Genomic DNA, 24,568 nt, shown 5'->3' with positions numbered 1-24,568 from the left:
CTATCTTTTCTTTAAAAAATCTAAAATAGCTTTTAAGACAATTTGAGGTTGTTCTTCTGGAACAAAATGTCCGCAGTTTTCTACTGCAAATCCAGAAACGTTTGAAGCAAATTTTTTCCATCCCTCTAGGATATTCCAAATATTTCCAACTACACCATTTGCTCCCCATAAAACTAATAAAGGAATACTGATAGTTTTATCCCTATCTATTTTGTCATGTTCTAAATCAATTGTATTTGATGCTCGATAATCTTCACTAATTGCATGAACACATCTAGGATCACTATAGTGTCTTATATATTCTTCTAATACATCTTGGGGAAACATATCTTTTACTGAATCACTTGTGGCTTTATTTAATAAATTTCTTCTAATAAAATAATCTGGATTTGAACCTAAAAAAGTTTCAGGAAAGGGTTTTGGTTGAATATAAAAGAACCAATGCCAATATTTTGTAGCAAACTCTCTATTTGTTTGTTCATACATATCATATGTTGGTAAAATATCCATCATTATACAAGTTAATATTTTATCGCTATGGTCTAAAATAAGTCTATGGGCAACTCTTGCACCTCTATCATGTCCTACTAAATGAAACTTATTAATTCCTAATTTTTCCATAACTTTTACTTGGTCAAGTGCCATTACTCTTTTTGAATAGTTTGAATGATTGTCCAAACCCTCTGGTTTTGAACTATCACCATATCCTCTTAAATCAGTAAGAACAACTTTATAATTTTGGGCTAATTGTGAGGCAATTCCTCTCCAAATTAAATAACTCTCAGGATGTCCATGCAAAAGAAGAATAGCTTCATTGCCCTGCCCTGCAACTAATGTATTTATTTTTATTCCTTCTTCAACTTCAATAAACTCTTGGGTGAATTCTGGAAAATATTTTTTCATTATTGTATTCATTTATTTTCCTTTAATTGTTTTTTTATTAACTCTTTTATCCCACCATTTTCTAATATATTTAAAACATATTCACTCATTGGCTCAATCATTGCCACTTTACCATTTTCATTTAATACAACACCTTTTTCTAAATCAACTTCTAGAATTTCGGCATTTTGTACTAAATCTGAAATTTTTGGACAAATAATTACTGGAAGTCCAAGATTTATTGCATTTCTATAAAAGATTCTTCCAAAAGATTCTGCTAAAATCACTCCAATTCCAACAGCTTTTAGAGTAATAGCAGCATGTTCTCTACTTGAACCACATCCAAAGTTTGTTCCTGCAACTATAATATCACCCTTGCTAACTTTATTTACAAATTCTTCATCTGCTCCATGCATTGCGTATTTTACTATATCATTAACATCTGTATATTGAACAAATCTTCCTGGATAAATTTGGTCTGTATCAACATTTTTCCCAAACAAAAATACTTTTCCTTTAATTTGCTTTTGCATTTTTTATCCTTAATTTATATAATTTGAGGGATCAACGATTTTTCCCTCTAAAGCAGCCGCAGCAACTGCTGCTGGTGAACCTAAAAAGATTTGAGCAGAAGCATGTCCCATTCGTCCTGGAAAATTTCTATTAGTTGTAGTAATACATCTCTCACCAGAAGCCAACATTCCCTCATGAGTTCCTAAACAAGCTGCACAACCAGGAGTTACAAAAGTCGCACCTGAGGTAACTAAAGTTTGAACATCTCCTCTTCTCATTGATTCTAAAAAAACTTCTTTTGAAGCTGGAACAATTATAAATCTTGTTCGTGAAGATACTTTTTTATCCTTCAAAATTGAAGCAGCTATGGCAATATCTTCTGCTCTTCCACCAGTACATGACCCAAGATATGCTTGGTCTATTTCTTGACCAATAAATTTTGAAATATCAAATACATTATCTACACTAAAAGGTGCTGCAATTTGAGGTTTTAAATCTGAAATATCAATAGTTATTTCTGCTTCATATTTAAAATCTTCATCCGTATAAAATATCTCATACTCTTTTGAAACATTTTGTTCCAAAAACTTCATTGTAATTTCATCAGGTTGTATATATGAAGTTTTTGCACCCATTTCAGTACTCATATTACACATAGCCATTCTTTCAGAAATATTTAAATGTTTTAAAGCACTTCCTGAAAATTCAACTGCTTTATAAACTGCAAAATCTGCACCTAATTGCCCAATAGCATTAAGTATCATATCTTTTGCATATACTCCTCGTGCAGGAATTCCCTCAAAATTTATTTTTATGATTTCAGGTACTCTAAACCAAAGTTTTCCCGTGGCTAAAATAATTGCTAAATCAGTTGCTCCAACACCTGTACCAAATGCTCCAAATGCTCCGTGAGTTGTGGTGTGAGAATCTGTAATTACAACTATTTCTCCTGGATATGACAATCCTTTATCAGCTAAAACTTGATGACAAACACCTTGGTCTATATCCATAAGAAGTTCAATTCCTTGATCCCAACAAAACTCTCTAAACTCTTTTTGATTTTGGGCTTGTGTTATAGTTGAAGGTGGAGCATAATGGTCTAAAAACATTATTACTTTTGAGGGATTAAAAACTTTTTTGGCTCCCATTTCAAAAAAGGATTTTATTGTTTGTAAATATAAATCATTAATTCCTGCCATATCAACTTCACAGTTTACTATTTCACCAGTTTTCACCGAACTTTTTCCTGCTTTTTTTGCTAAAAGTTTTTCTATTGCGTGCATAGGATTCCTTTACTTTTTTTGAATTATAAATCTTTTTACTGTATTATGTCAAATAATACATAATTATATTTTACATAATGGATAGCAATATGGATTCTTCACTTTTAAAAGTTTTTGTAAGCGTGGCAAATAGAAAATCAATCTCTTTAGGAGCTCTAGATTTGGGTTTTACACAATCAAATGTCACACTAAGAATCAAACAATTAGAAAAAGTTATTGGTTACTCTTTATTTCATAGAACACCAAAAGGTGTGATTCTTAGTAAAGAAGGTGAAAAGCTCTACCCTTTTGCAATAGAAATAGTAAAAAAAGTAGAAGAAGCTCAACTTCAAATGAAAAATATTTCCCATCAAGAAATACTAAGAATTGGCACTTCACAAGCAAATGCAGCAATTAGAATTCTTTCATTTACAGATAAATTAAATAAAAAATTTCCAGATATGAAAATAGAAATTTCTACAAATGGAACACCAAAAGTTATTGAAGATTTACTTGATTATAAAATTGATATTGGTTTTGTAGCAGGAGATCCAAATCATAAAGATATTGTTGTTTTAAATAAATTTGATGATGATTTATATTTTATTGAGTCAAAGGGAAAAAAATCCCCTAATTGTTTAATAGGATATAGAGAAGATAGCACCCACTTTAAATATTTACAAGAGTATATGAGAAATAATGGTAATTCAGATTTTAAAATAATGGTTATTCAAAATTATGATGTGATGCAAGGATTTGTAAAAGCAGGTTTTGGAAAAGCTTTTTTATCAAAAGCATTAATTGATAAATATGGATATTCAAATGATTTTATACTAAAAAAAATTGAAGGAAGTGATGAAATATTGGCAACTCACTTAATTTGTAGAAAAGATTATATGCCAATGATAAGTAATTATTTAAAGAAAATCTCAATAAAAAATAACTAGAAACTTAATTTCAGAAATAAACAGAAAATAAATTTTTATATCACTATACAATTTAATTTTATTAAATAAGAAATAATTCAAAAAATGTGACACCATATGTGACAGCTTTTTGATAGAATTTTAGTTAATTATTAATTTTGCAGTAAATCAGTTAAAAATAAGAAAGAGTGTATATATACTTTTTTATGTGAAAACTCTGAAAAAGAGCATATTTTATTGATGTATATTAAGGGAATAAATGAATAAAGATAATTATGAATTATTAAGTTTAAAAGATATTTTTTCACATGGAAAGCGTTCTTTCGTTATTCCTGAATATCAAAGAGGGTATTCATGGGAAAAAAAACAAAGAGAAGATTTATTAATAGATATAGAAAATTTATTTATTAGTTCATATAGACATTATACAGGAACTATTGTTGCTAGTTATAAAAGAACAGAAGAAGTTGAAATATATGACATTGTGGATGGACAACAGAGATTAACGACAATTGTTATACTTTTAGCAGTCATCTATAATCAAAAAAAACTAACTGTTATAAATCAAAATGAATTGTTTTCTTATTTTATTGCCACTGGAGTTGACAAAGGTAATACCATTCGCAAGTTTTCGTTAAACTCTTTGCTTGATAATTTCTTTTATAAACATATTATTCTTGAAAACCAAGATAATGAAGAAATACTTACTAAATCTCATTTTAATATAAGTAATGCTTTTGATGAATTTTCTATTTGGTTAAAAGAAACAAATTACAATCATAATGAAATCTACAGAATTATCACTGAAAGATTAGGATTATTATTTTATGCACCTAAAGATGGTGCTGAAATAGGAATAATGTTTGAGGTAATAAATAATAGAGGAAAAAAATTAAGTGAGTTAGAAAAAATAAAAAATTATTTAATTTATTATTCAGAAAAAAATAATGTTAAAGACTTAAAGACAACTATTGATTCTAATTGGGGGATAATACTAAAAAATTTAAATCAAGCAGGATATACATCAAATGATGCAGAAAATTCATTCTTACGTAATTGTTGGATTGTTTTTGCTGATACAAATAAAAGTCGAAGTTATTATGTTTATGATACATTAAAAGAATGGTATCCTGCGAATGATAAAACAAAATGGCAAACTTTAAAAGATTTTGTATTATTTTTAGCTAATGCTTCTTACACTTATCAATATATTTTTGGCAAGAAAGATATACAGGAAATAAGTAAAATCGAAAAAAAATGGCTTTCATACATGAGCTTACATGCAAGTATTGCATCAATATTACCTATTATTATTGCATTATTTGAACGTGTTGATAATCAAGAAGAGCGTGGAGTTATTTTAGAACTTTTGGAAAAATTAAATTTTAGATATTACGGAAGTGGCATTGCAAATCGTGCAGATACAAGTCAAGGAGATTTATTTTGGTATGCACATAAATTTTTTAATTCATATGACAACTATAATGAAGAAAAAACTTTTATATATGATACTAATTGGTTAATTAATAAATTAAAAAGTTTTATAGAAAGTAAAGCACACGATCAACTATTTATAGAATATTTAACTTTGGATAAAGATGAGGACTATGATTATTATGGTTGGAATAATATAAGATTTTTCCTTGCAAACTATGAAGAATTTTTAAGAAAAAAACATGATCGAAGTACAGATTTATGTAAAATATTAGCTTCTCAAGATAAAAATGCTAAGAACGATTATTATCATAAAGAACATATTTGGGCAAGAAAAGAATTTTCAGTTACAGATGATATAAATAATATCAATAAAAGGCGACTTGGAAACTTTGTATTGTTAGAACCATCAATAAACATAAGTGTATCCAATGACCGAGTTGAAGATAAAATAATTGAATATTTTAAAAAAACACAAGATCAACCTGATACTTATATGTTACGAGAGTTAAAGTCAATATTTGATAAATCATTGGAAGAAATCAATAGTCAAAGAACTAAAAAGACTTGGAAGTTTTGGCATGAATTATATGAAAATTTTTTAGATAAAAGAGAAGAAAAGTTAATTAATTTTGCATTAAATAGATGGAGAGTAGATAGCTTAAAAAAAGAAGTGAAAAAGATTTTTATCAGAAGTAATACAAGTCATAATAATGTTTATTTTTTTAATAAAAAAGAAATTGAATATTAACGAAATATTTATATTCATCAAAAAACAAATTATTAAATGCTCTATAAAATATATGAAGAATCTACTCTTACTATATTTTAAAATAAAGCCAAATAATTCATGCCTTTAAGGATATAAAGTATTTAGATGAAATAAAACAAAAAATGAGGAATTCACTTTTAGAGTATTGTAAACTCGATACTTTATCAATGGTAATGATTTTAAAAAAGTTAAACGAGGAGATAAAAATTGATTGAAAAACGTAGTATATGGTGGAAAATATATTTTTATATATTACTACTTTTAATAAGTTTAATATTCATAACAGCATTTTTTCTTGATGATAATATAATTAGTAACAACACATATGGGGAAAACTATACCTCAGAAATTTTATATAATATATTTATTTTATCAATAAAAGCCATTTCTTTTATTGGGTTCTTTGGTTTTATATATATAAAGAAAATACTTTATAGAGAATTCTGGATTTGGATTTTATTAATTAATTTAATTGATTTTATTGGAACAATAATTTTAGAACCACTTACAAAAGAACTTTTATGGATTAATATAATGGTTTTACCATTTTATTTAGCATTATATAAATATTCTTTTAAAATGAATGAATTATGGAGAGAAAATGACGAATAAAAGAAAAGTAACTTCTATTTTGATGGCTCTTACACTTGGTAGCGTTTCTGGACATTATATAGATGATATTGTTGAAAAGTATAATCTACAAACAAATAGGTATCCGATGGAAATTGAGCATGAAATTTTAAGTGGATGTATTGGTATTTATAATGAATCAATTCCTATTGACATTTATATTAAAAAAACTAAAATATGTATCTGTGCATTAGAAGAAACGGAAGTAAATTATTCTTATACATCTTTTATAAATGATAATAATAATTTTTTTAATATTTTTGAACTAAAGAAAAGAGAATGTATGTAAGATATTTTTAACTATCTTACATATTTATTTTATTTTCCTTGAGATGGAGGACAATTACTACGACCTTTACCAGATGGATTTCCCGTAGTACTTGGCATATTTGGTTTACAACTTGATGTTTTAGCCATTTCATTTACCTCCTTTTGAAGAATTTCTGTCAGCTATACTTTGAGCTTTTGCAGGGAAACTTCCTTTTGAAGTTTGTCCACCAGTTTGTTTTGCTGTCGCAGATTGAATTCTTTGTGATGCAGCTTTTGTCATTGGAGTTTGTTTAGCCATAATAGGCTCCTTTTAAATATATTTCCTAAAATTAATTAGGATAATGAAATTATAAAATAGTAGTAAGGTACAACAGGGGACAAAATGAAAGATATACTTGAAAAACAAAAAGAATTAAAAGATTGGATAACAAAAATCGGAATGACTCAAAAATATTTTATTGAACAATATTGTATTGATAATTTTAATTTTACAGAAGAAGAAATAAGACAATATCATGAGAAATTTAAAAAAGAGATTTCTAGGAAAACAACTAAAATTGAAGTTTTAGATAAATATTTTGAATTCTTATATAGTTTAGATGAATTTAAAAAAGTTGGATATGTAAAACCATTTTATATAAAAAGAGATGATTTATTTGATGATGATTTTAATAAAAAGATGAAAGAAATATCAAAAGAAATAACTATGAGATTATTAGATAAATAAACGTTGTTTCGCATTTCTTTTTAATCAAATAACTTCTTCAAATATATGCTCATTTAAAAGCTAAATATAAAATAATTGCTAAACATATTTTTGATATTGATATAATATCAATCAAAATCAATCCTTTTGTGTGCATAAAATAAATTTGTTTAAATTTACATTATATTTCTAAATTATTCTTAAAATACTCTCTTACAAATAATTCACACATATCTTCTACTTTTAAAACACTTGAAAATCAAAAAAATTTTTTATATTAGTAAAACACTAAATGAACACTAATAATTAATAAACTAAATATGTAATAAAAACTATGAAATTAAAGGAAAAAAATGAAATTTAATAAATTATTAGACACCATGCCAATATATGAAGCTGGAAAACCTATTGATTTAATTGCAAGAAAATACGGCATAAATAAAAAAAATATAATAAAATTAGCATCAAATGAGAATCCATTTGGTACTTCATTAAAAGTTATTACAAAAATCAAAAGTTCTATGAATGAAATGTTTAGATACCCAGATGATTCAATGTATGAATTAAAAAATTCATTGAGTAAAAAATTTAATGTTAATAAATCAAATATAATCATTGGTGCTGGTTCTGACCAAATTATTGAAATTTGTGTTCAGGCAAAATGTGATAAAAAATCCACTGTTCTTATGGCAAATACGACCTTTGCAATGTATGAAATATCTGCAAAAAAAGTAGGTGCAAAAATAATTAAAACAAAAGATGATGAACATAATTTAGAACAACTTTTTGATTTATACGAAAAACATGGTGCTGATATTATTTTTTTATGTTTACCTAATAATCCTTTGGGTGAGTGTTTAGATAAAAATGATGTATATGCTTTTTTAAAAAAGATTTCTAAAAAAACTTTAGTAGTTGTAGATGGAGTTTATCAAGAATATGCAAGTTTTAAAGACAAAAATAAATTAATAAATGCAAGTGATTTAATCACTAAGTTTCCTAACTGCATATATTTAGGAAGTTTTTCTAAAGCATATGGTTTAGGTGGAATGAGAATTGGATATGGAATTGCAGATAAAAATATTATCAATACATTAAATAAAGTAAGAAATCCATTTAATGTATCAACCTTAGCTTTGATTGCTGCTAATGAAGCTTTAAAAGATGAAGATTTTGTAAATAAAACAATTAAAAGTAATTTTAATGAAATGTTAAGATACGAAGAGTTTGCAAAGAAAAAAGATATTGAATATATTGATTCATATACAAATTTTATTATATATAAATTTGGAAATAAGTTTGATTCAAAAATTCTATCAGAAAAATTACTCAAAAAAGGCATCATATTAAGAGATTTATCTTCTTATAAAATGAATGCAATAAGAATTACAATTGGTACGAATAAACAAAATACAAAAGTTCTTGAAGTGCTCAATAAACTTTTAAAATAAAATTTCTTTATGCCACTAAAAGAACACTAAATGAGTTTATAATTATTCATACTAATTTTATATGTCACTATATAAAGGATTTCTTTTCTTAGATACAATTTAGTAATCATTATTATGATTACATTATATTATTAATACAATTTTTGTCTTGTATTAAGGAAAGAAAACTTTATTTAAGAAAATCACATATATTAATTATAAATCTACTCAAAAAATTATTAAATAAAACAAAACAAAGAATTTACGCTATTTCATAACTAAATAAATAATTATTTAATTTCAATACAAGCCAATAAACACTACAATACTCAAAATAAAAAAAGGATATTTAAAATGTTCGGCACAATTTCAGATAAAGAACTAGAAGTCTTAAATAATTATTTTATGCAATTCATTGAATTTATTTCCTATGAAAAAAATACATTTGATTATATAGAATCAAGTAGTAATTCAAAAGTTAATAATGTGATAAAAAAATGGAATGTAGAAATCAAAAAAATAGATAATAGAAATAAAGAAGATTTAAAAGTTTTAGGTGAAATTGTATTAACAGCTGACAAAGTTGAACGAGGTATTTATAATTGTAAAATAAATGCTACAAGTACAACTCCAACTATTCATACACTAACTCAAACATTAAATAAAATGTTATACAGTTTAAATGATGCTACAACTAGAATTCTAAGAGTTGTAAATAGTTACACTAATAATGATTTTACTGATAGTATAAAAGTTATTGATAAATATAAAGATGATATGAAACTATTAATGGAAAGTATCAATATATTAGGGAAAGCTTTAGAAAAAAATGCAAGAGCTAATTTTGAAAATGGAGAAACTCTACAGCATAATTCTACAATGATGACATCATCAATGAATAATTTAGCATCAAAAGCAAATGTTCAAGCAGCCTCACTAGAAGAAACAGCTGCTGCCGTTGTTGAGATTACAGGTATTACAAGAAATAATGCAGAAAACGCAGCAAAAATGGCAAGTCTTGGACAAATAGTTAAAAAATCTGCCTTTTCAGGAGAAAATTTAGCAGCAAAAACAGCTAGTTCAATGGATGAAATAAATAAAAAAGTACATGCAATAAATGAAGCAATTACAGTAATTGATCAAATTGCCTTTCAAACAAATATCCTTTCACTAAATGCTGCTGTTGAAGCAGCAACAGCAGGAGAAGCAGGACGTGGATTTGCAGTAGTTGCAGCAGAAGTGCGAAATCTTGCAAATAGAAGTGCTGATGCTGCACGTGAGATAAAAAATCTAGTACAAGAAGCAACAGCAAAAACAAATGAGGGAAAAATTATTTCAGCAGATATGATTGAGGGATATAAAGAATTAAATAAAAATATTTCTGAAACAATTCATATTATTGAAAATGTATCAAAAGCATCTAAAGAACAAATGTCTGGCATTGAACAAATTAATGATGCTGTAAACATTTTAGATAGAGGTACACAAGAAAATGCAGCTGAATCTAATCAAGTAAAAACAATAGCCCAAGAAGTTTCTTTATTAGCAAGTGAATTATTAGCTGATGCGAAAACTAAAAAGTTTAACTAGAGGAAAGAAAAGATGATAAATGATAAAGAGATAATATTAGAAAAAGACTCATTTTTAGTTAGTGAAACCGATTCAAAAGGTCTAATAAGATTTGCAAACGATTATTTTTGCAAAGTTGCAGGATATTCATTGGATGAAATGATAGGAAAACCACATAATATAGTTAGACATCCTGATATGCCAAAAAAAGCATTTAAAAGTTTATGGGATACTGTTCAAAAAGGAGATACTTGGACAGGTTTTGTAAAAAATGCTGCAAAAGATGGGAGATATTATTGGGTATTTGCAACTGTTTATCCATTTGAAAGTTGTGATGGTTCAAAAGGATACTTATCTTGTAGAAGAAAACCTTCTGTTAAAGAAATTGAAACCATTGAAAAATTATATCATCAATGGAATAAAGAGATATAAAAAGTAAATAAGAAGAGAAACCTCTTCTTATTTACTTAATTCTACAACATTTAAATATTCTTTAAATGTATTTTGTCCTAGATTATCTATTTCATAAGAGATAATGAGTTCACCAACAAAATCTACTAATTTATCTGCTGTAATTTTTACATCTGTTTTATGTGCAAATCGACTTCCTTCTACACCATGAAGTTGTCCACCTAAAATAACATCATATCCATCAACTCTATTTCCTTCTTCATCTCTAACTTTTGTTCCAACAAAACCAATATCAGAAATTTGAGGATGAGAACAGGCATTTCCACATCCTGAAATTGCCATAGTAATATTTTCTTTAAAATCAGGGAATTTTTCTTCTAGTTGCGTTACCACAACTTTTGCAAACTCTTTGGTTTCAGTGATTCCAAATTTACAGAATTCTTTACCTGTACATGATTGAAGTCTTGCTCTAAAAGGAGTTGGTTTATATGGATAACCTAATGCTTCAAATTCATCTGCTAAAGTTTGAGCATCTTCATCATTTACACCATATACTATAAAATTCTGAGTTGGAGTAAGTGAGATTCCCTCTACCTTATATTTTTTACAAATATCACTAATTTTTTGAAAGTCTTCACCAGCAACTCTTCCTGAATTTGTTGCAAATCCAATAAAAGATTTTCCTTCTTGTTTTGCTTTATGAATTCCAAAATGATTTCTATTTTCAAAAGGAGTAATTTTAGGTTCAATAGTTCCAATTAGAAGTTTATATCCTAATCTTGATTCCATTTCATCCACAAATTTTTCTAATCCCCACTCATTTATTAAGTGTCTTACTCTTGCTTTATTTCTATTACCTCTATTTCCATAATCTCTAAAAATTTCAGCACAAACTACTGCTACTTCAACTACTTGCTCAGGTTTTACATATCTACTTGCTCTATAAGCAATTTGTTTAGATTTTGACAAACCTCCACCAAGAGTTAAATCAAATAATATTTCGCCATTTTCATATTTAAAAGCCGTAAAAGCTACATCTTGTATCTCATGAGCAGCAGTATGTCTTCCACAACCAGAGATTCCAACTTTATATTTTCTTGGAAAATTACAAAATCTATCATCATTTTTATCAAAATATGAATTTAAATCTTTCACCAAATATGAAGTATCAAGTATCTCTTGGGGGTCAATACCAGCTACTGGAGATATCATAATCGGTCTTGGACCATCACCTGAAGCCATTCTTGAAGTTAATCCAACTGATTGTAATAATTCAAAAATTGCAGGCATATCTTTTATCTCAATATAATGAAATTGAATATTTTGTCTATTTGTAATATCAACTAAACCTTGAGCATATTTTAAACCTATTTGTGCCAGAACTTCTAATTGTGTCAAATTAATTTTTGCATCAATTATTTTAATTCTTTTCATAAAATATTTTTTATCTTCTAAACCTTGAGAATTAATATGTGGATACATTCCATACCATTTTAATAATCCTATATAATCATCAGTCAGGGGAATTCCCTCAACTGCTTCTTTATAAATATCTTCAATCACTCTTAATGGATTTCTAGATGCTTTTAATATTTCTAAAGGTGATAACTCTTTTTCAATCATATTTTTTCCTATTAACCAACAAATACTCTAGCAGAGTCAAAAAATGCATAATAAGCTGTCATAACAGCAGACAATATAAGCAAAACCCAAATAGTTTGATACATAATTTTCTCCTTATTTACCAGAACCAACAAGTTGATACTGTTTATAATTATCTGAACTATTCATTTTTAAACCATTCAAATCTTGATTGATTTTATAAAAATTACTAGCCTCATTTTGTTGTACTTTTATCCCATTAAATGTTAATACACCTAATATTGTTAATAACAATACAACTGCTACTAACATACCTGTAATACCATTTAGTTTAAAAGTCCCTCTCTCATTCTCATTCATTTGTGTATTTCCAGCCATCTTACTCTCCTATACTTCTTAAGTATGTAGCTAATGCTTTCTCTTGTGTCTCATTTAATCTACCATCAAAACTTGGCATTGATCCAATAGCACCTTTTTTACCATTTTTTAGTACAGCTGTTACTAAAGCATCATCATAAGCTCTGATATTTGGAGCTACAAACTCCATACCTTTTCCATCATCACCATGACAACCAGCACAAGTAGCAAATGAAGCAGGTTGTTCACCTTTAAATCCACCAGCAACATAATCAGCAACTGCATTTATATCTGCATCTTCTGTTAACATCATTGGAGGCATTCCAGCTGGATATACTGTTTTTAAGTTATTCGCACCATTTTTAATAACATAAACAACTTGCTCTTTTGACATTCTTTTTGTTAAGTTATGAGCTTTACCATCAATTCCTTCAGCATCTACACCATGACAAGGTGCACATTGTACTAAGAAAGTTGATTGACCCATAGCTTTTAAAGTCTCATCTGATGGGTTTTCCCATTTCTTCTCAAATTTTGCATTATATTCTAATGTCTCTTCATTCCATTGACCAACTTGTGAAAATCCATTTATTGGATAACCAACAGTAAAATACCAGAACATCCAAATTATTGTTCCTATAAATGCTAATGCCCAACCAGTTGGAACTTGGTTTTTATATTCACCAATCCCATCCCATTTCTCTTCTGCTAATTCACCACTTGCTGTATCATTTTTCATTTGATTAACATATTTTAATGCAACAAATACAGTAATTGTAATAATAGCTACTGCACCTAGCATTGTTAAGCTGTTAATATAATCATCACCATTAAAAGCATCACCTGCTACAAAGTAAGTTCCTGCTAATAAAGCGATGATAAGAATTATTCCACCTATAACCATAGATTTCATCTTATTTCTCCTTTATTTTAAAGAATTTAAATATGCAATTAATGCAACTATTTCAGGAATTTGACCGTTTGCAACAGCATCTTTTATAGCTTCATTTTTCATATCAGCAGCAATAGCTTTTGCATCTTCTTTTGCTTTTGCAATTGCTGTAGCATAATCACCTAACTCTACATCAATTTTCCCATCACCATTTAAATCTTGATCATATGGTGTAGCAAACACTGTTTTTACTGTATATGCTTCTGCATATGCTGTATCTAAATCAGCTTTATTTGTAAATTGATGTTTATATGCTGGCATAATACTTCCAGGAACAACAGCTGATGGTTCATACATATGGTTTTCATGCCAATCTGTAGTTCTATAATTTCCAACTCTCATTAAATCTGGACCTGTTCTTTTTGATCCCCATAAGAATGGTCTATCATATGCATACTCACCACTTAATGAATACATCCCATATCTATCAGTCTCTGATTTAAATGGTCTAATTAATTGTGAGTGACAAGCATTACAAGAATCTTTTATATAAACTTGTCTACCTGCTAATTCTAATACACTGTATGGTTTTGTACCAACAGTTGGTCTACTTTGTTTTGCAAAATCTGGAATAACTTCAACAATACCCGCAAATGCAACGAATAAAAATACTAGTACCGCAAAGAAAAACGGTCTTTGTTCAAACCAATGAAACATAATTTCTCCTTTTCTTACGCAGCTACTGGTGTAGCATTTACTGGTTCTTTATCAAGTACTCTTCCACATCTAATAGTTTTATAAATATTATATGAGAACATAAAGAATCCAATTAGGTATAATAACCCACCAACTGCTCTAATTGTATAGTATGGATGTAATACAGTTACTGTATCAATAAATGAATATACTAAAGAACCATATTCATCATATGCTCTCCACATCATACCTTGTGTAATACCTGCAATCCACATTGAAGTAAAGTATAAAACGATACCTGTAGTTTGTAACCAGAATTGTGTATCCATTAATGATTTAGAGTAAATCTCTCTTTTATACATTCTTGGAACCATATGGAATAGTGCTGCCATAATCATAAATACAACCCATCCTAAAACACCATCATGTACATGTCCTGGAATCCAGTCAGTAAAGTGTGCGATAGCATTTACAGATTTAATAGCTTGAATTGGCCCTTCAATAGTTGATAACATATAGAAAGTTGAAGCTAATACCATAAATTTAATTAGTGTATTTGTTTGTAATTGTTGCCACTCACCCTTCATTGTTAAAAGCATATTAATAGCTGATCCCCATGATGGTAAAATTAAAACAACTGACATAACAGAACCCATTGTTTGCATCCAGTCTGGAACAGTTGCATAAATAAGATGGTGTCCACCAGCCCATAAATAAACAAATAATAATCCCCAGAAAGATAAAATAGAAAGTTTATATGAGTAAACATTCTGACCAGATTCTTTAGGTAAAAAATAGTAGCTTAGAGCAATAATTGGTACAGTAAATACAAATGCAACAGCATTGTGTCCATACCACCATTGAACTAAGGCATCATTTGTACCTGAATACATAGAAACAGAGTGAATCCATGAACCATAACCAGATACTAAAGCTGTTGGAACTTCCATATTATTAAATAAATATAACATTGCAATAGAAATGAATGTTGCAATAAAGTACCAAATAGAAATATAAAGAGTTCTTTCTCTTCTAATTCCAATTAATCCAAAAATTGAAATACCCCATAAAACCCACCAAACAACAACTAAGATATCTAATGGCCACTCTAATTCAGCATATTCTTTCGAAGTTGTAAAACCCATGAATAAAGTAATTACAGCTAAAAGAATAGTTATAAAGTAAAGAACAAAGTGCATTTTTGCGATAGCCATTAAAAAAGGTGACTCTTTTAATGAAACTTTTAAAACTCTTTGCGAGATATAATACCATCCTGCAAATGCGCCACTTAATGTAAAACCAAAAGTAACTCCATTTGTATGAATTGGTCTTAATCTACTGAATGTACCATACTCCCCAGCTAAATTACTTAACTGTGGAAACGCCAATTGAAACGCAAGGATAACACCAACTGTCATACCTATGATACCAAATAAAATTGCAACAACAGCAAATGCTTTTGCAACTGAGTAATCGTACTCAATTTGTATATTGTTTTTCATATATAACCTTTAAATAATCTATTAATAAAAATTTCTTTATAAACATTCTGTTTAATTAATTTTTATTACCTAAACGCAGAAGATAGAAAAATTAAAATGCTGAATAATTAACTATTACATTTTAATTTAACTCAACCTTAAATATTTTTATATATCTTTTCTCCTTGTAATTTAAAATATTTTCATTCTATTTATAAATAGTGTCACTTTAGTGGCATTAAATACAAATTCTTAATTTTGTAAAAATAGAATATTTAACAAAAAATTAACTTCATTTAAATATAATCTTCCATATTTAGTAGAAGGGGAAATTATGAAAAAAAATCTAAGTTTACTTATGTTTTTATTTGCATTAATGTTTACAAATTTAAATGCAGGTGAAATGTATCAAACAGTAGAAGCAAAAGATGCAACTTTAGTTAAGACTAATTCTTCAAAAGAGTTTTGTGATGTTTGTGGTATGCCTTTAACAAAATTCTATAAAACAAATCATGTTACAGAATTTAAAAATGGACATAAAGAACAATATTGTTCTCTTCATTGTCAAGCAGAAATTCACGAAGATTACCATGACAAAATAAAAAATATTCAAGTTGTGGATACTAATTCATTAAAATTAATTGATGCAACAAAAGCTTTTTATGTAGTTGGAAGTTCAAAACCAGGAACCATGAGTCCTGTTAGTAAATATGCATTTTCTACAAAAGAAGCTGCGATTAAATTTCAAAAAGACTTTGGTGGTGAGATTCACTCTTTTGAAGAAAGTTTAAAAATTGCAAAAGAGGGTTTAAATAAAGATAATAAAAGCTTAGAAGAAAAAAGAATTCCAATAGCAAAAAAAGGAAAAAAAATATTTGAATCTTTATGTAACCAAATAGAATTAAAAGAGTTTAATTCTATAGGTGAAGCAAAACAATATTTAATTGACAATAATGTTTGTAAAAATTTAGATTCTCAAATGTTACAATCTGTGTCAATTTATTTATATGACCCGATGTTAGCCGTTGACAAATCAAAAATGATAAAAGTACCAGAAGATGCAAAGTGTCCAGTATGTGGAATGTTTGTTTCAAAATTTCCAAAATGGGTAGCTCAAATTCAATTAAAAGATGGACATAATCACTATTTTGATGGAGTAAAAGATATGATGAAATTTTATTTCAATCCATCAAAATATGAACACACACATACAAAAGATGATATATCTCAAATCAATGCAACTGATTATTATACTCTTGAATTAATAGATGCAAAAAAAGCTTATTATGTAATTGGTTCAAATATTTATGGACCAATGGGTGAAGAGTTAATTCCCTTTAAAAATAAAGATGAAGCACAAAAATTTATGACGGATCACTTTGGTAAAAGTCTTGTAAGTTTTGATGAAATTAAAGAAGAGATGTTAAAATAAGTCTTATTACAATGCGATTTTATCGCATTGTGAATAAATGACAAAGTGGAAATTAGTGATTTTTTATAAAAGAACAACAATAGTCAACTAAACTATGTACTCTTAATTTGAATTTTGAATTAGCTTGAATTTCAAAAGACGCTGGTCCTTCGTATTTTACCCAATCTTGTGCTGGTAACATAACTTCTAAAACACCTCTTTGAATATCCATAACTTCTTTATGAACCGTATTTAATTCATACTCTCCTGGTAACATAATTCCTAATGTTTTTCTAGAACCATCTTCTAATACAATTGTTCTACTAGTAATATTTCCCTCAAAAAGAATGTTTGCTGCTTTAGCAATAGAAACATTATTAAATTCTGCCATTTACTTTCCTTACATAATTATTTAAGATATTCTAGCACAAAAATCATATGATAATATTGAAGCAAAAGAGTAGTTCTTTTTTGTTATAATCCGTAAATTTAAAAAAAGGTGTAAAAATGAGTATCCAAAAAGAGTTAGAAGATTTAATAAAAAATGAAGTACTTATTGAAATTGAAGATTATATTGATGAGTTATTTGAAATTATCGCTGCAAAAAAAGATGATGATAGTACAAAAGAAGAATTAACTGAAATGCAAGAGATGAAAAAAGATTTTGAAGATATGTTAGTTGATTTAGAAAATGGTGAAATTGACGATGAAGAGTGCAAAGAGATTATTGAAGAAATTAATGAAATGTTAAAAGAAGATAACGAAGAAGACAAGGATTAATTCTTTTTATGCAAGGTTATATTATTGATATTAAACCTGTAAAAGATGATGATTTAATCGTATCAATTTTAACAGAACATGAGGTTATGACAACTTACAGATTTTATGGAGCAAGACACTCTAATATAAACTTAGGTTATAAAATTGATTTTGAACTTGAGAATACAAGGTCTACAATTCCTAGATTGAAAGATGTAATTCAACTAGGATTTCCTTGGATTCTTGATAATGAAAAAATGTACTGCTGGCAAAGATATATAAAACTTTTTTACCCTCATCTAAAAGATATAGAAGGAATTGATGCCTTTTATTTTTATTGTTTAGAAAATCTTGTACATGTTATGATAAAACAAAATGCTCTTAGGGCAATCTGCGAATCTTATATTTCTTTATTGGAGTATGAAGGACGACTTCATAGTGATTTAGAATGTTTGATTTGTGAAAATATTATAAATGAAGATGTGTCACTTGTAAGGGGATTTTTACCAGTTCATGCAACATGTACTCACTCAAAAGCTTTTGAAATAAATAAAATGAGAGATTTATTTGAAAAAAAGAAAGTTATTAATTTTAATGATGAAGAAGTAGAATACCTTTGGGATATTCTACTTCAAGGTTTATAAAGAATTAAAGTTCGTCTAATAATCTATCTTGTAAGACTTCGATAGCTTTTTCAAATACTTTTTTATCAAAACCATAAGCTACAGCTTTTAAAGTTGCTTTTTCAATATTTGCATCACTTAATGGCTCTTTTATATTACAAGCAGTTTTAATTACATCTAGAATTTGAGATTTTCTTTTAAAATCAGCGTTTGCATTTGATATATCATCAACATGTTCAATCATATTAATCAAGTTATCACTTAGTTTCCAATGTCTAAAAATTTGAGCTGTTATTTGAGAAGTTGTTACACCCAATAACTCCATTTCAACCTCTTCTACACTTTTACCTGATGCAATTTTACTTTTGAAATCTTCAGATTTTTTTTCATTTAAAATCAGTTCAGCCAAAATAAATTTACCAGTTTCTTGTAAAAGAGCAGGAAGAAGTATCTCTTCTTTTAATTCAACATCAATTTTTGATAACCATAAACTAGCTAATGTTGAAGAGATATTTGAAGCTCTCATAAAATCATCACTATTTATTCCATATGGCTCTAAATTTGTCATCAATAAATTTTGTACTGTTCCACCAATTGCAATAGAAATTGTAAAATTTATTCCTAAGAGATTTATAGCACGACTAGGAGTTTCAACTTTTGAACGAAATCCAAACATTGCAGAATTAGAAATTTTTAATAAAGTAGAAATTATTAAAGCATCTTTTTCGATTATTTTTAATAAATCTATTGGTTCTTTATTTAATTTTTTTCTAAACTCTTCTATTTCAATTATCGTTTTTGGCAGTGGTGGAAGTGATTCTATCTTCTCTAAAATATTATTAGATGGCAACGTAAACTCCTAAATTTTATTATTTATATTGTAACCGAACTTATATCAATAGTAAATAAATTACTATACATTGAACCTGAAGTGCATAATATCACCATCTTGAACAACATACTCTTTACCTTCAAGTCTTAATTTACCAGCTTCTTTACATTTAGCTTCACCACCTAAATTTATGAAATCTTCATAAGCTATAACCTCAGCTTTAATGAATCCCTTTTCAAAATCATTATGAATAACTGCCGCTGCTTGTGGTGCTTTTGTATTTTTTCTAATAGTCCAAGCTCTCACTTCAACTTTCCCAGCTGTAAAATAAGATTGTAATCCTAATTTATCAAAAGCTTTATGAATGATTTGCTCTAGTCCTGATTCACTAACACCTAAATCTGCTAAAAACTCCGTTGCTTCTTCATCTTCAAGACCTACAAGTTCTTCTTCTATTTTTGCACAAAGAACAATAACATCAGCACCAACACTTGCTGCGTGTTCTTTTAAAATATCAACAAATTTATTTCCACCATCTGCTAGAGAATCTTCATCAACATTTGCTCCATAAATTACATCTTTATTTGATAAAAATCTCATCTCTTTGTCAAGTGCAACAAATACTTCATTGTCTTGATTTTCATAAGTTTTTACAGGTTGTAACTCTTCTAAGTGTTTAAATAAATCTTCTGCTACAACTAAAGATGCCGCTGCTTCTTTTGAAGATTTTGATTGTTTTTTTAATCTATCAATTTTTTTCTCTAATTGAGAAATATCAGCATAGATTAACTCTGTTTCAATGATTTCAATATCTCTTAAAGGATTTACATCACCCTCAACATGGATAATATTTCCATCTTCAAAACATCTAACCATATGTAAAATAACTTCAACTTCTCTAATGTTTGATAAAAATTGATTTCCTAAACCCTCACCCTTTGAAGCACCTCTTACAAGACCTGCAATATCAACAAAATCAATAGTTGAATGTTGGATTTTGTCAGGGATAACAATTTTTGCTAAGGCAGTTAATCTTTTATCAGGAACTGGAACTATTGCTTTATTTGGCTCAATTGTACAAAATGGATAATTTTGTGCCTCTGCATTTTGCGCTTTTGTTAAAGCATTGAATGTTGTTGATTTACCCACATTTGGAAGTCCTACTATTCCTACACCTAATCCCATTATAATCCTTTTATCTTAAATGATATATTCATAATTATCACATCGTAATTTTAAAATAGATTATAAACGAAAATGCCAAAGAAGTAGATAAAATATTTATTATTAGACTTATTTCAAGTAAATAAAATGAAATTCTCTTGAAATTCTAAAATTTGGGAAAAGAGTATAGTTGATTAAAAAGAGTATTTTATAATAAAGTGGACAAACAATTCTTAAAATAAATCAATAAAAAAAAGCCAATTTTCAAATTATTAATATAGTAGGTCATTTAAATGATAATAATGCAACTGCAAAACTTTTAATAAAAATATACACAGAAAAACCATCAAATGTAGCTGTATTTGATGCAAATGAAGTGTTAGATTCTTTAAAGAAGAAAGATGAACTCCAAAAAAATTTAACTGAAAATAAATAACTAGGACCATTACAATGAGAAAAGAAGTATTTATATTAGGTCTATCATCAGTTTTAACTCTTAATTAATTTGGTTCAATTATGAATGCAACTGAAGGTTTAAAAGATTATGAAATTAAAGTACTTGAACTTAAAATAAAAGAAGAGTTAATCCAAAAAGGTTATACATTAGTTGATGGAAGATATAGCATGATACCTTTTAATTTTAGTATTGTTTGGAAATAAAAATGCTAAAAAAATCAATTTCAATCATAACAGCAATCACTTTTTTTAGTGGTTGTGCTGTAAAACAAGAGGATTCAACTACCACAAAAGCCTTGAAGCATACAGTAAATACACCTGTTTATTTAGTTTTAGGTGTTGGAATGATTGGAACATTAGCAGTACAAGGAGCAATTCTTGCTCCAGCTGCAGCTGTTAATGCAATAAAACCAAAAAGTGAAGAAAATTCAGAAACGAAAGTAATTGAAGAAAAAGAAAAGGAAAAAATTGAATCAGTGGAAACTTCTGATGAAGATAAAGCTATTAAAAATATGAATTAATAAATTCATATGAATAACAACTGTTTACTTTTTATAATATTTAGACTTCTTAGTTTCATTCCCAACAAAAATATTAAAAATAAAGAAAAGAAATTACACTAAAATAGATTAAAATAATTATAAATATTTTATACATAAAATATTACTTTTAAGTAATATAAATTGAAAGATAGTTATTTATTTTTATAAATTCCTAAAATGAGTCATTTATGAGTCAACTTTTTTTGTAAAATACAATGATTTTATTATTAAATAAACAAAAAGGGAAACAAAAATGGAAAATATTATTAAAATAATATTTGGAATAACTTTAATTTTGATTTTATCTGGATGTTCAGGTAAAAGTAATGTCATGTTAGTAAATGAAAAAAGTTGCAAAGTAGTAAATAATTGTGAAGCCAAAGATAAAAACACGTATATAATAGATGCTCTTGGAGACTATAGTGCATTTAGACATGTAAATTTAAATCATTCTATCAGAGCTGGTTTACAAGTATCTTCAGAATTAACTTTACAAAAAGGAATGAAATATTTTGCAATTATAGAACCACAATCTGTTTCAAATCTAAATGGTTCAATGATGAATACTACAAAAGAGTTTTTAGATAAATGTGAATTTTCAATGTTTGAAGAAATGATCTCTTCAAAATGTAATCTTCATACAATACCAAGAAGAACCAAATTAATAATTAAGCTTTATAAAGAGCAACAAGCAAATATTTTAACATTTGATGCTCAAAATGTTTTAAATGATTTAAAACAACTTGGTTATTATCAAAATGATTCTACTTTAGAATCATCTGAAATTAAAGAAATTAAATAGTTTTATAATAAAAGAGGAAAGCTCCTCTTTTATCATTTTATAAACTACAAACTAAATATCTTCATTAAAAACCAACTTCCAAAATGCTTTATATGCAACTATTTTTTGTGTTTGTGGAGTTAAACTTTTCAGAACTTCACGAGATACTTCTATTTTTTCATTTAACTCATCTTGACGGTCGCCACCAATATCAAAGGCTGTTAAAAAATGATAGGGATAATCTTCTATTAATTGTGCCCACTCTTTTTTTAGTTTTCCTGAACTTCTATCCCAAATCGTTGAGTGGAATTCATTACTTGGTTTATAAAGTGAATCTTTATCACCAAAAGCTAAATCAAAATAGAGATTTGGGTGGCGTTGGATTAAATCTCTCACTAAAGCAGGAGTATATTGTTGTGCTTTTTCATGGTAACGAATTTGAGCCAAATGACACCAAATAACTTTGGCTTTTGGATAAGTATCAAGCATGTTTTCTAAAGGTTTTAATAAAGAATCTTCTATTTCATAATGTATTTGAAATGGAAGTCCAGATTTTTGAGAGAAAGCAAAAAGCAGATGTCCTGCTTGGGAATCTATAGTAATATTTGTATCTCTATTGGTTTCATTGTTTTTATATTGACGAGGTGAGAGGTAATGTTTAAATTCGAACTCACCTAAAAGTGGATAATTTTGTTTTGTTACTTGTTTTATTGTTTCGTTTACAAAGGCTGTTGATTCATTTGTCCAAGCAGGATAAATTCCAGCTGTACTTGCGGGAATATATCTTGATGCATCTGCATTCATCAAAACACTTGGTGAATCATGCCAAAGTTTTGAGTCTTTAGAATAAGCTTTCTCTCCAATTTGTGGTGAAAAAGCAATCATTGCAACACCTTTATCATCCATTATTTTGGCGTAATCTTGTAAGTCAAATTTACTTGGATTAAATGATGATTCAGCATCAATCAAAGGAATAACACCTTGAGCTAGTATTGCATTAATACGAGCTTTCCATAATGTTTTGAGTGTTTGTATATCAAAGGCTGTTGAGCTTTTTTCAAAGGATGAAAGAGAGTTTGAAGAGGGTAAAGGCGAAATAGATTCAGCATGTAAACAAAATACAAAAACCATAATAAAAGAGAAAATTTTCATTGTAACTCCTTTTATAGTATATTAGTTTTTTAAACTTCAACTTTAAAAGCATTATAACAGTATTTCATAACAATAGGTGTTACCCTATTGTTTAAAATCAATCTGTTTTTTTCTCTATATATTTAGCTCCATCATTAACTTTTTCTTTACTCCATTGAGCACCATCTGAAGTATCTTGTTTTGCGCCTTCCCATGTTGCACAACCACTAGCCGCTAATAGCACAAATATAAATATTATAAAAGATAAACTTTTTCTCATTTGATGTCCTTTTTAATTTCGTCGATTTTATCAGGAGTTTTTTTTGCATATGCTCCAATTGAATCCCAGCTTTTTTCAATATCTTTTTTGAGATGTTCCCAAACACCCTCGGCAGCATTGCCAAGTTCGTTAAGTTTTGATTTAACAATATTATAGTTACTTTCTAAAGTTTCAACTTCTTTAGCATAACTAATTTGCATATCAGCACTAGCATTTTTTGCTTTTGCTTTTAGTAATTCAAGATTTGCTTGAACTAATTCTAATTGAGCTTGTATTTTTTGTTTATAGGCTTCTTTTGTATTCATGATTTTCCCCTTTATTTTGCAAGTTGGGCTTAATATAATTTATATTTCAAACTATTTTAAATAAAGTTACTTCTAGTTTAAAAGATCTGAAATATTATACTCATGCAGATGATTCCACTATACAGCAATATTTCTTTTTTAAGGTATTAAATAAATTTTACTATTTTTAATTTTTTCTCTTTCAATTTTTAATAAAAGTGAAAAGATTATTATTTCTACAATAACACTTTTTATTCCAATAGGAATAATTGCATTAATAGAGAAGATACTAATAACAATTCCACCAATAGCAGCTCCAACTGCAAATCCAATTTGAACGATCGAACTATTTAATCCTACTAATATAGTTGCTGTATTTGGAACTAAAGTTGATAAATAAAAACATACAAAGGGCAATATAAAGTTGTTTCTTTTGATGATGTTTTGAAATCATCATGGCAACAATAGGAAT

30 protein-coding genes are annotated in these 24,568 nt (G+C 27.7%); 14 read left to right on the top strand and 16 right to left on the bottom strand.

Features of this window, described 5'->3' with window-relative positions; genetic code table 11:
• From AVENP_RS04965 to AVENP_RS04955, 3 genes are read right to left on the bottom strand one after another with little or no spacing between them, the layout of a single operon-like run.
• Positions 1–915, bottom strand: coding sequence for an alpha/beta fold hydrolase (locus AVENP_RS04965; RefSeq protein ID WP_204514123.1), 915 nt, complete (start codon positions 913–915; stop codon positions 1–3).
• On the bottom strand, positions 912–1,415 hold the full coding sequence (locus AVENP_RS04960) for a LeuD/DmdB family oxidoreductase small subunit (protein ID WP_128358986.1): 504 nt from the start codon (positions 1,413–1,415) through the stop codon (positions 912–914). The genes AVENP_RS04965 and AVENP_RS04960 overlap by 4 nt, the downstream gene beginning before the upstream one ends.
• 9 nt (positions 1,416–1,424) lie before the next feature.
• Entirely contained in the window at positions 1,425–2,678 is a 1,254-nt protein-coding gene (locus AVENP_RS04955) for a 3-isopropylmalate dehydratase large subunit (protein ID WP_128358987.1), read from the bottom strand.
• 89 nt (positions 2,679–2,767) lie between these two features.
• Here AVENP_RS04955 and AVENP_RS04950 point away from each other — a divergent pair, with 89 nt between their 5' ends.
• The 4 genes from AVENP_RS04950 to AVENP_RS04935 all read left to right on the top strand — a co-directional run bounded on the left by AVENP_RS04950 (position 2,768) and on the right by AVENP_RS04935 (position 6,708).
• Positions 2,768–3,604, top strand: a complete 837-nt coding sequence (locus AVENP_RS04950) for a LysR family transcriptional regulator (protein ID WP_128358988.1) — start codon at positions 2,768–2,770, stop codon at positions 3,602–3,604.
• 238 nt (positions 3,605–3,842) lie between these two features.
• Positions 3,843–5,768: a DUF262 domain-containing protein gene (locus AVENP_RS04945; RefSeq protein ID WP_128358989.1), complete on the top strand. Its 1,926-nt coding sequence runs from the start codon at positions 3,843–3,845 to the stop codon at positions 5,766–5,768.
• A gap of 228 nt (positions 5,769–5,996) precedes the next feature.
• Positions 5,997–6,401 (top strand): hypothetical protein, encoded by a 405-nt coding sequence (locus AVENP_RS04940; RefSeq protein WP_128358990.1) that lies wholly within the window; start codon positions 5,997–5,999, stop codon positions 6,399–6,401.
• On the top strand, positions 6,391–6,708 hold the full coding sequence (locus tag AVENP_RS04935) for a hypothetical protein (protein WP_128358991.1): 318 nt from the start codon (positions 6,391–6,393) through the stop codon (positions 6,706–6,708). Before AVENP_RS04940 ends, AVENP_RS04935 begins: the two co-directional genes overlap by 11 nt.
• Before the next feature lie 129 nt (positions 6,709–6,837).
• Here AVENP_RS04935 and AVENP_RS04930 read toward each other — a convergent pair whose 3' ends face one another.
• Positions 6,838–6,987, bottom strand: a complete 150-nt coding sequence (locus tag AVENP_RS04930) for a hypothetical protein (protein ID WP_172664217.1) — start codon at positions 6,985–6,987, stop codon at positions 6,838–6,840.
• Positions 6,988–7,071: 84 nt separating this feature from the next.
• On the opposite strand from AVENP_RS04930, the gene AVENP_RS04925 reads away from it, so the two are divergent.
• The 4 genes from AVENP_RS04925 (at position 7,072) to AVENP_RS04910 (ending at position 10,826) form a co-directional block, all read left to right on the top strand.
• A complete protein-coding gene (locus AVENP_RS04925) occupies positions 7,072–7,416 on the top strand; it encodes a hypothetical protein (RefSeq protein WP_128358992.1) in 345 nt (114 codons plus the stop codon).
• Between the two features lie 332 nt (positions 7,417–7,748).
• Positions 7,749–8,846: a histidinol-phosphate transaminase gene (gene hisC / locus AVENP_RS04920; RefSeq protein WP_128358993.1), complete on the top strand. Its 1,098-nt coding sequence runs from the start codon at positions 7,749–7,751 to the stop codon at positions 8,844–8,846.
• A gap of 333 nt (positions 8,847–9,179) precedes the next feature.
• Positions 9,180–10,415 carry a methyl-accepting chemotaxis protein gene (locus AVENP_RS04915; protein WP_128358994.1) on the top strand — a complete coding sequence of 412 codons (1,236 nt, stop codon included), beginning with the start codon at positions 9,180–9,182 and terminating at the stop codon, positions 10,413–10,415.
• Between the two features lie 12 nt (positions 10,416–10,427).
• Complete coding sequence (locus AVENP_RS04910; RefSeq protein ID WP_128358995.1) at positions 10,428–10,826, top strand: PAS domain-containing protein; 399 nt, start codon at positions 10,428–10,430, stop codon at positions 10,824–10,826.
• 27 nt (positions 10,827–10,853) lie between these two features.
• Here the strand turns inward: AVENP_RS04910 and AVENP_RS04905 are convergent, their stop codons facing one another.
• The 5 genes from AVENP_RS04905 to ccoN form a co-directional block, all read right to left on the bottom strand.
• The gene (locus AVENP_RS04905) at positions 10,854–12,428 is read right to left on the bottom strand and encodes a nitrite/sulfite reductase (RefSeq protein WP_228201875.1); all 1,575 of its coding nucleotides are present in this window, start codon (positions 12,426–12,428) and stop codon (positions 10,854–10,856) included.
• A 114-nt stretch (positions 12,429–12,542) separates the two neighbouring features.
• Positions 12,543–12,785, bottom strand: a complete 243-nt coding sequence (locus AVENP_RS04900; RefSeq protein WP_128360385.1) for a DUF4006 family protein — start codon at positions 12,783–12,785, stop codon at positions 12,543–12,545.
• Between the two features lies 1 nt (position 12,786).
• Entirely contained in the window at positions 12,787–13,677 is an 891-nt protein-coding gene (locus AVENP_RS04895) for a c-type cytochrome (RefSeq protein WP_128360386.1), read from the bottom strand.
• A 12-nt stretch (positions 13,678–13,689) separates the two neighbouring features.
• Entirely contained in the window at positions 13,690–14,373 is a 684-nt protein-coding gene (gene ccoO, locus AVENP_RS04890; RefSeq protein ID WP_128360382.1) for a cytochrome-c oxidase, cbb3-type subunit II, read from the bottom strand.
• A 14-nt stretch (positions 14,374–14,387) separates the two neighbouring features.
• The gene (ccoN, locus tag AVENP_RS04885; RefSeq protein ID WP_172664216.1) at positions 14,388–15,854 is read right to left on the bottom strand and encodes a cytochrome-c oxidase, cbb3-type subunit I; all 1,467 of its coding nucleotides are present in this window, start codon (positions 15,852–15,854) and stop codon (positions 14,388–14,390) included.
• A 313-nt stretch (positions 15,855–16,167) separates the two neighbouring features.
• On the opposite strand from ccoN, the gene AVENP_RS04880 reads away from it, so the two are divergent.
• Entirely contained in the window at positions 16,168–17,265 is a 1,098-nt protein-coding gene (locus tag AVENP_RS04880) for a nitrous oxide reductase accessory protein NosL (protein ID WP_128360318.1), read from the top strand.
• 52 nt (positions 17,266–17,317) lie between these two features.
• On the opposite strand, the gene ppnP is transcribed toward AVENP_RS04880, so the two are convergent.
• Positions 17,318–17,635 carry a pyrimidine/purine nucleoside phosphorylase gene (gene ppnP, locus AVENP_RS04875; protein WP_128360317.1) on the bottom strand — a complete coding sequence of 106 codons (318 nt, stop codon included), beginning with the start codon at positions 17,633–17,635 and terminating at the stop codon, positions 17,318–17,320.
• 116 nt (positions 17,636–17,751) lie between these two features.
• Between ppnP and AVENP_RS04870 the strand changes: the two genes are divergently transcribed.
• Both AVENP_RS04870 and recO read left to right on the top strand, forming a co-directional pair.
• Positions 17,752–18,024: a hypothetical protein gene (locus AVENP_RS04870; RefSeq protein ID WP_128360316.1), complete on the top strand. Its 273-nt coding sequence runs from the start codon at positions 17,752–17,754 to the stop codon at positions 18,022–18,024.
• 8 nt (positions 18,025–18,032) lie between these two features.
• Complete coding sequence (gene recO, locus AVENP_RS04865; protein WP_128360315.1) at positions 18,033–18,647, top strand: recombination protein RecO; 615 nt, start codon at positions 18,033–18,035, stop codon at positions 18,645–18,647.
• Between the two features lie 4 nt (positions 18,648–18,651).
• On the opposite strand, the gene AVENP_RS04860 is transcribed toward recO, so the two are convergent.
• The gene (locus AVENP_RS04860; protein WP_128360314.1) at positions 18,652–19,476 is read right to left on the bottom strand and encodes an HDOD domain-containing protein; all 825 of its coding nucleotides are present in this window, start codon (positions 19,474–19,476) and stop codon (positions 18,652–18,654) included.
• Positions 19,477–19,539: 63 nt separating this feature from the next.
• Complete coding sequence (gene ychF, locus AVENP_RS04855) at positions 19,540–20,643, bottom strand: redox-regulated ATPase YchF (protein ID WP_128360313.1); 1,104 nt, start codon at positions 20,641–20,643, stop codon at positions 19,540–19,542.
• A 495-nt stretch (positions 20,644–21,138) separates the two neighbouring features.
• On the opposite strand from ychF, the gene AVENP_RS04850 reads away from it, so the two are divergent.
• The 3 genes from AVENP_RS04850 (at position 21,139) to AVENP_RS04840 (ending at position 22,422) form a co-directional block, all read left to right on the top strand.
• A complete protein-coding gene (locus tag AVENP_RS04850) occupies positions 21,139–21,282 on the top strand; it encodes a hypothetical protein (protein WP_153802260.1) in 144 nt (47 codons plus the stop codon).
• Positions 21,283–21,284: 2 nt separating this feature from the next.
• Positions 21,285–21,599, top strand: a complete 315-nt coding sequence (locus AVENP_RS04845; RefSeq protein ID WP_128360312.1) for a hypothetical protein — start codon at positions 21,285–21,287, stop codon at positions 21,597–21,599.
• A gap of 274 nt (positions 21,600–21,873) precedes the next feature.
• Complete coding sequence (locus tag AVENP_RS04840; protein WP_128360311.1) at positions 21,874–22,422, top strand: hypothetical protein; 549 nt, start codon at positions 21,874–21,876, stop codon at positions 22,420–22,422.
• Positions 22,423–22,473: 51 nt separating this feature from the next.
• Here AVENP_RS04840 and AVENP_RS04835 read toward each other — a convergent pair whose 3' ends face one another.
• The 4 genes from AVENP_RS04835 to AVENP_RS04820 all read right to left on the bottom strand — a co-directional run bounded on the left by AVENP_RS04835 (position 22,474) and on the right by AVENP_RS04820 (position 24,513).
• Positions 22,474–23,553 carry an amidohydrolase family protein gene (locus AVENP_RS04835; protein WP_128360310.1) on the bottom strand — a complete coding sequence of 360 codons (1,080 nt, stop codon included), beginning with the start codon at positions 23,551–23,553 and terminating at the stop codon, positions 22,474–22,476.
• 97 nt (positions 23,554–23,650) lie between these two features.
• Complete coding sequence (locus AVENP_RS04830; RefSeq protein WP_153802259.1) at positions 23,651–23,812, bottom strand: hypothetical protein; 162 nt, start codon at positions 23,810–23,812, stop codon at positions 23,651–23,653.
• Complete coding sequence (locus AVENP_RS04825; protein ID WP_128360309.1) at positions 23,809–24,117, bottom strand: sll1863 family stress response protein; 309 nt, start codon at positions 24,115–24,117, stop codon at positions 23,809–23,811. The genes AVENP_RS04830 and AVENP_RS04825 overlap by 4 nt, the downstream gene beginning before the upstream one ends.
• A 138-nt stretch (positions 24,118–24,255) precedes the next feature.
• Positions 24,256–24,513 (bottom strand): hypothetical protein, encoded by a 258-nt coding sequence (locus AVENP_RS04820; protein WP_128360308.1) that lies wholly within the window; start codon positions 24,511–24,513, stop codon positions 24,256–24,258.
• Between the last annotated feature and the right edge of the window lie 55 nt (positions 24,514–24,568).

The sequence above is a fragment of the Arcobacter venerupis genome (assembly GCF_013201665.1).
GTDB lineage: Bacteria > Campylobacterota > Campylobacteria > Campylobacterales > Arcobacteraceae > Aliarcobacter > Aliarcobacter venerupis.
This window is presented reverse-complemented; position numbering and strand designations above follow the sequence as displayed.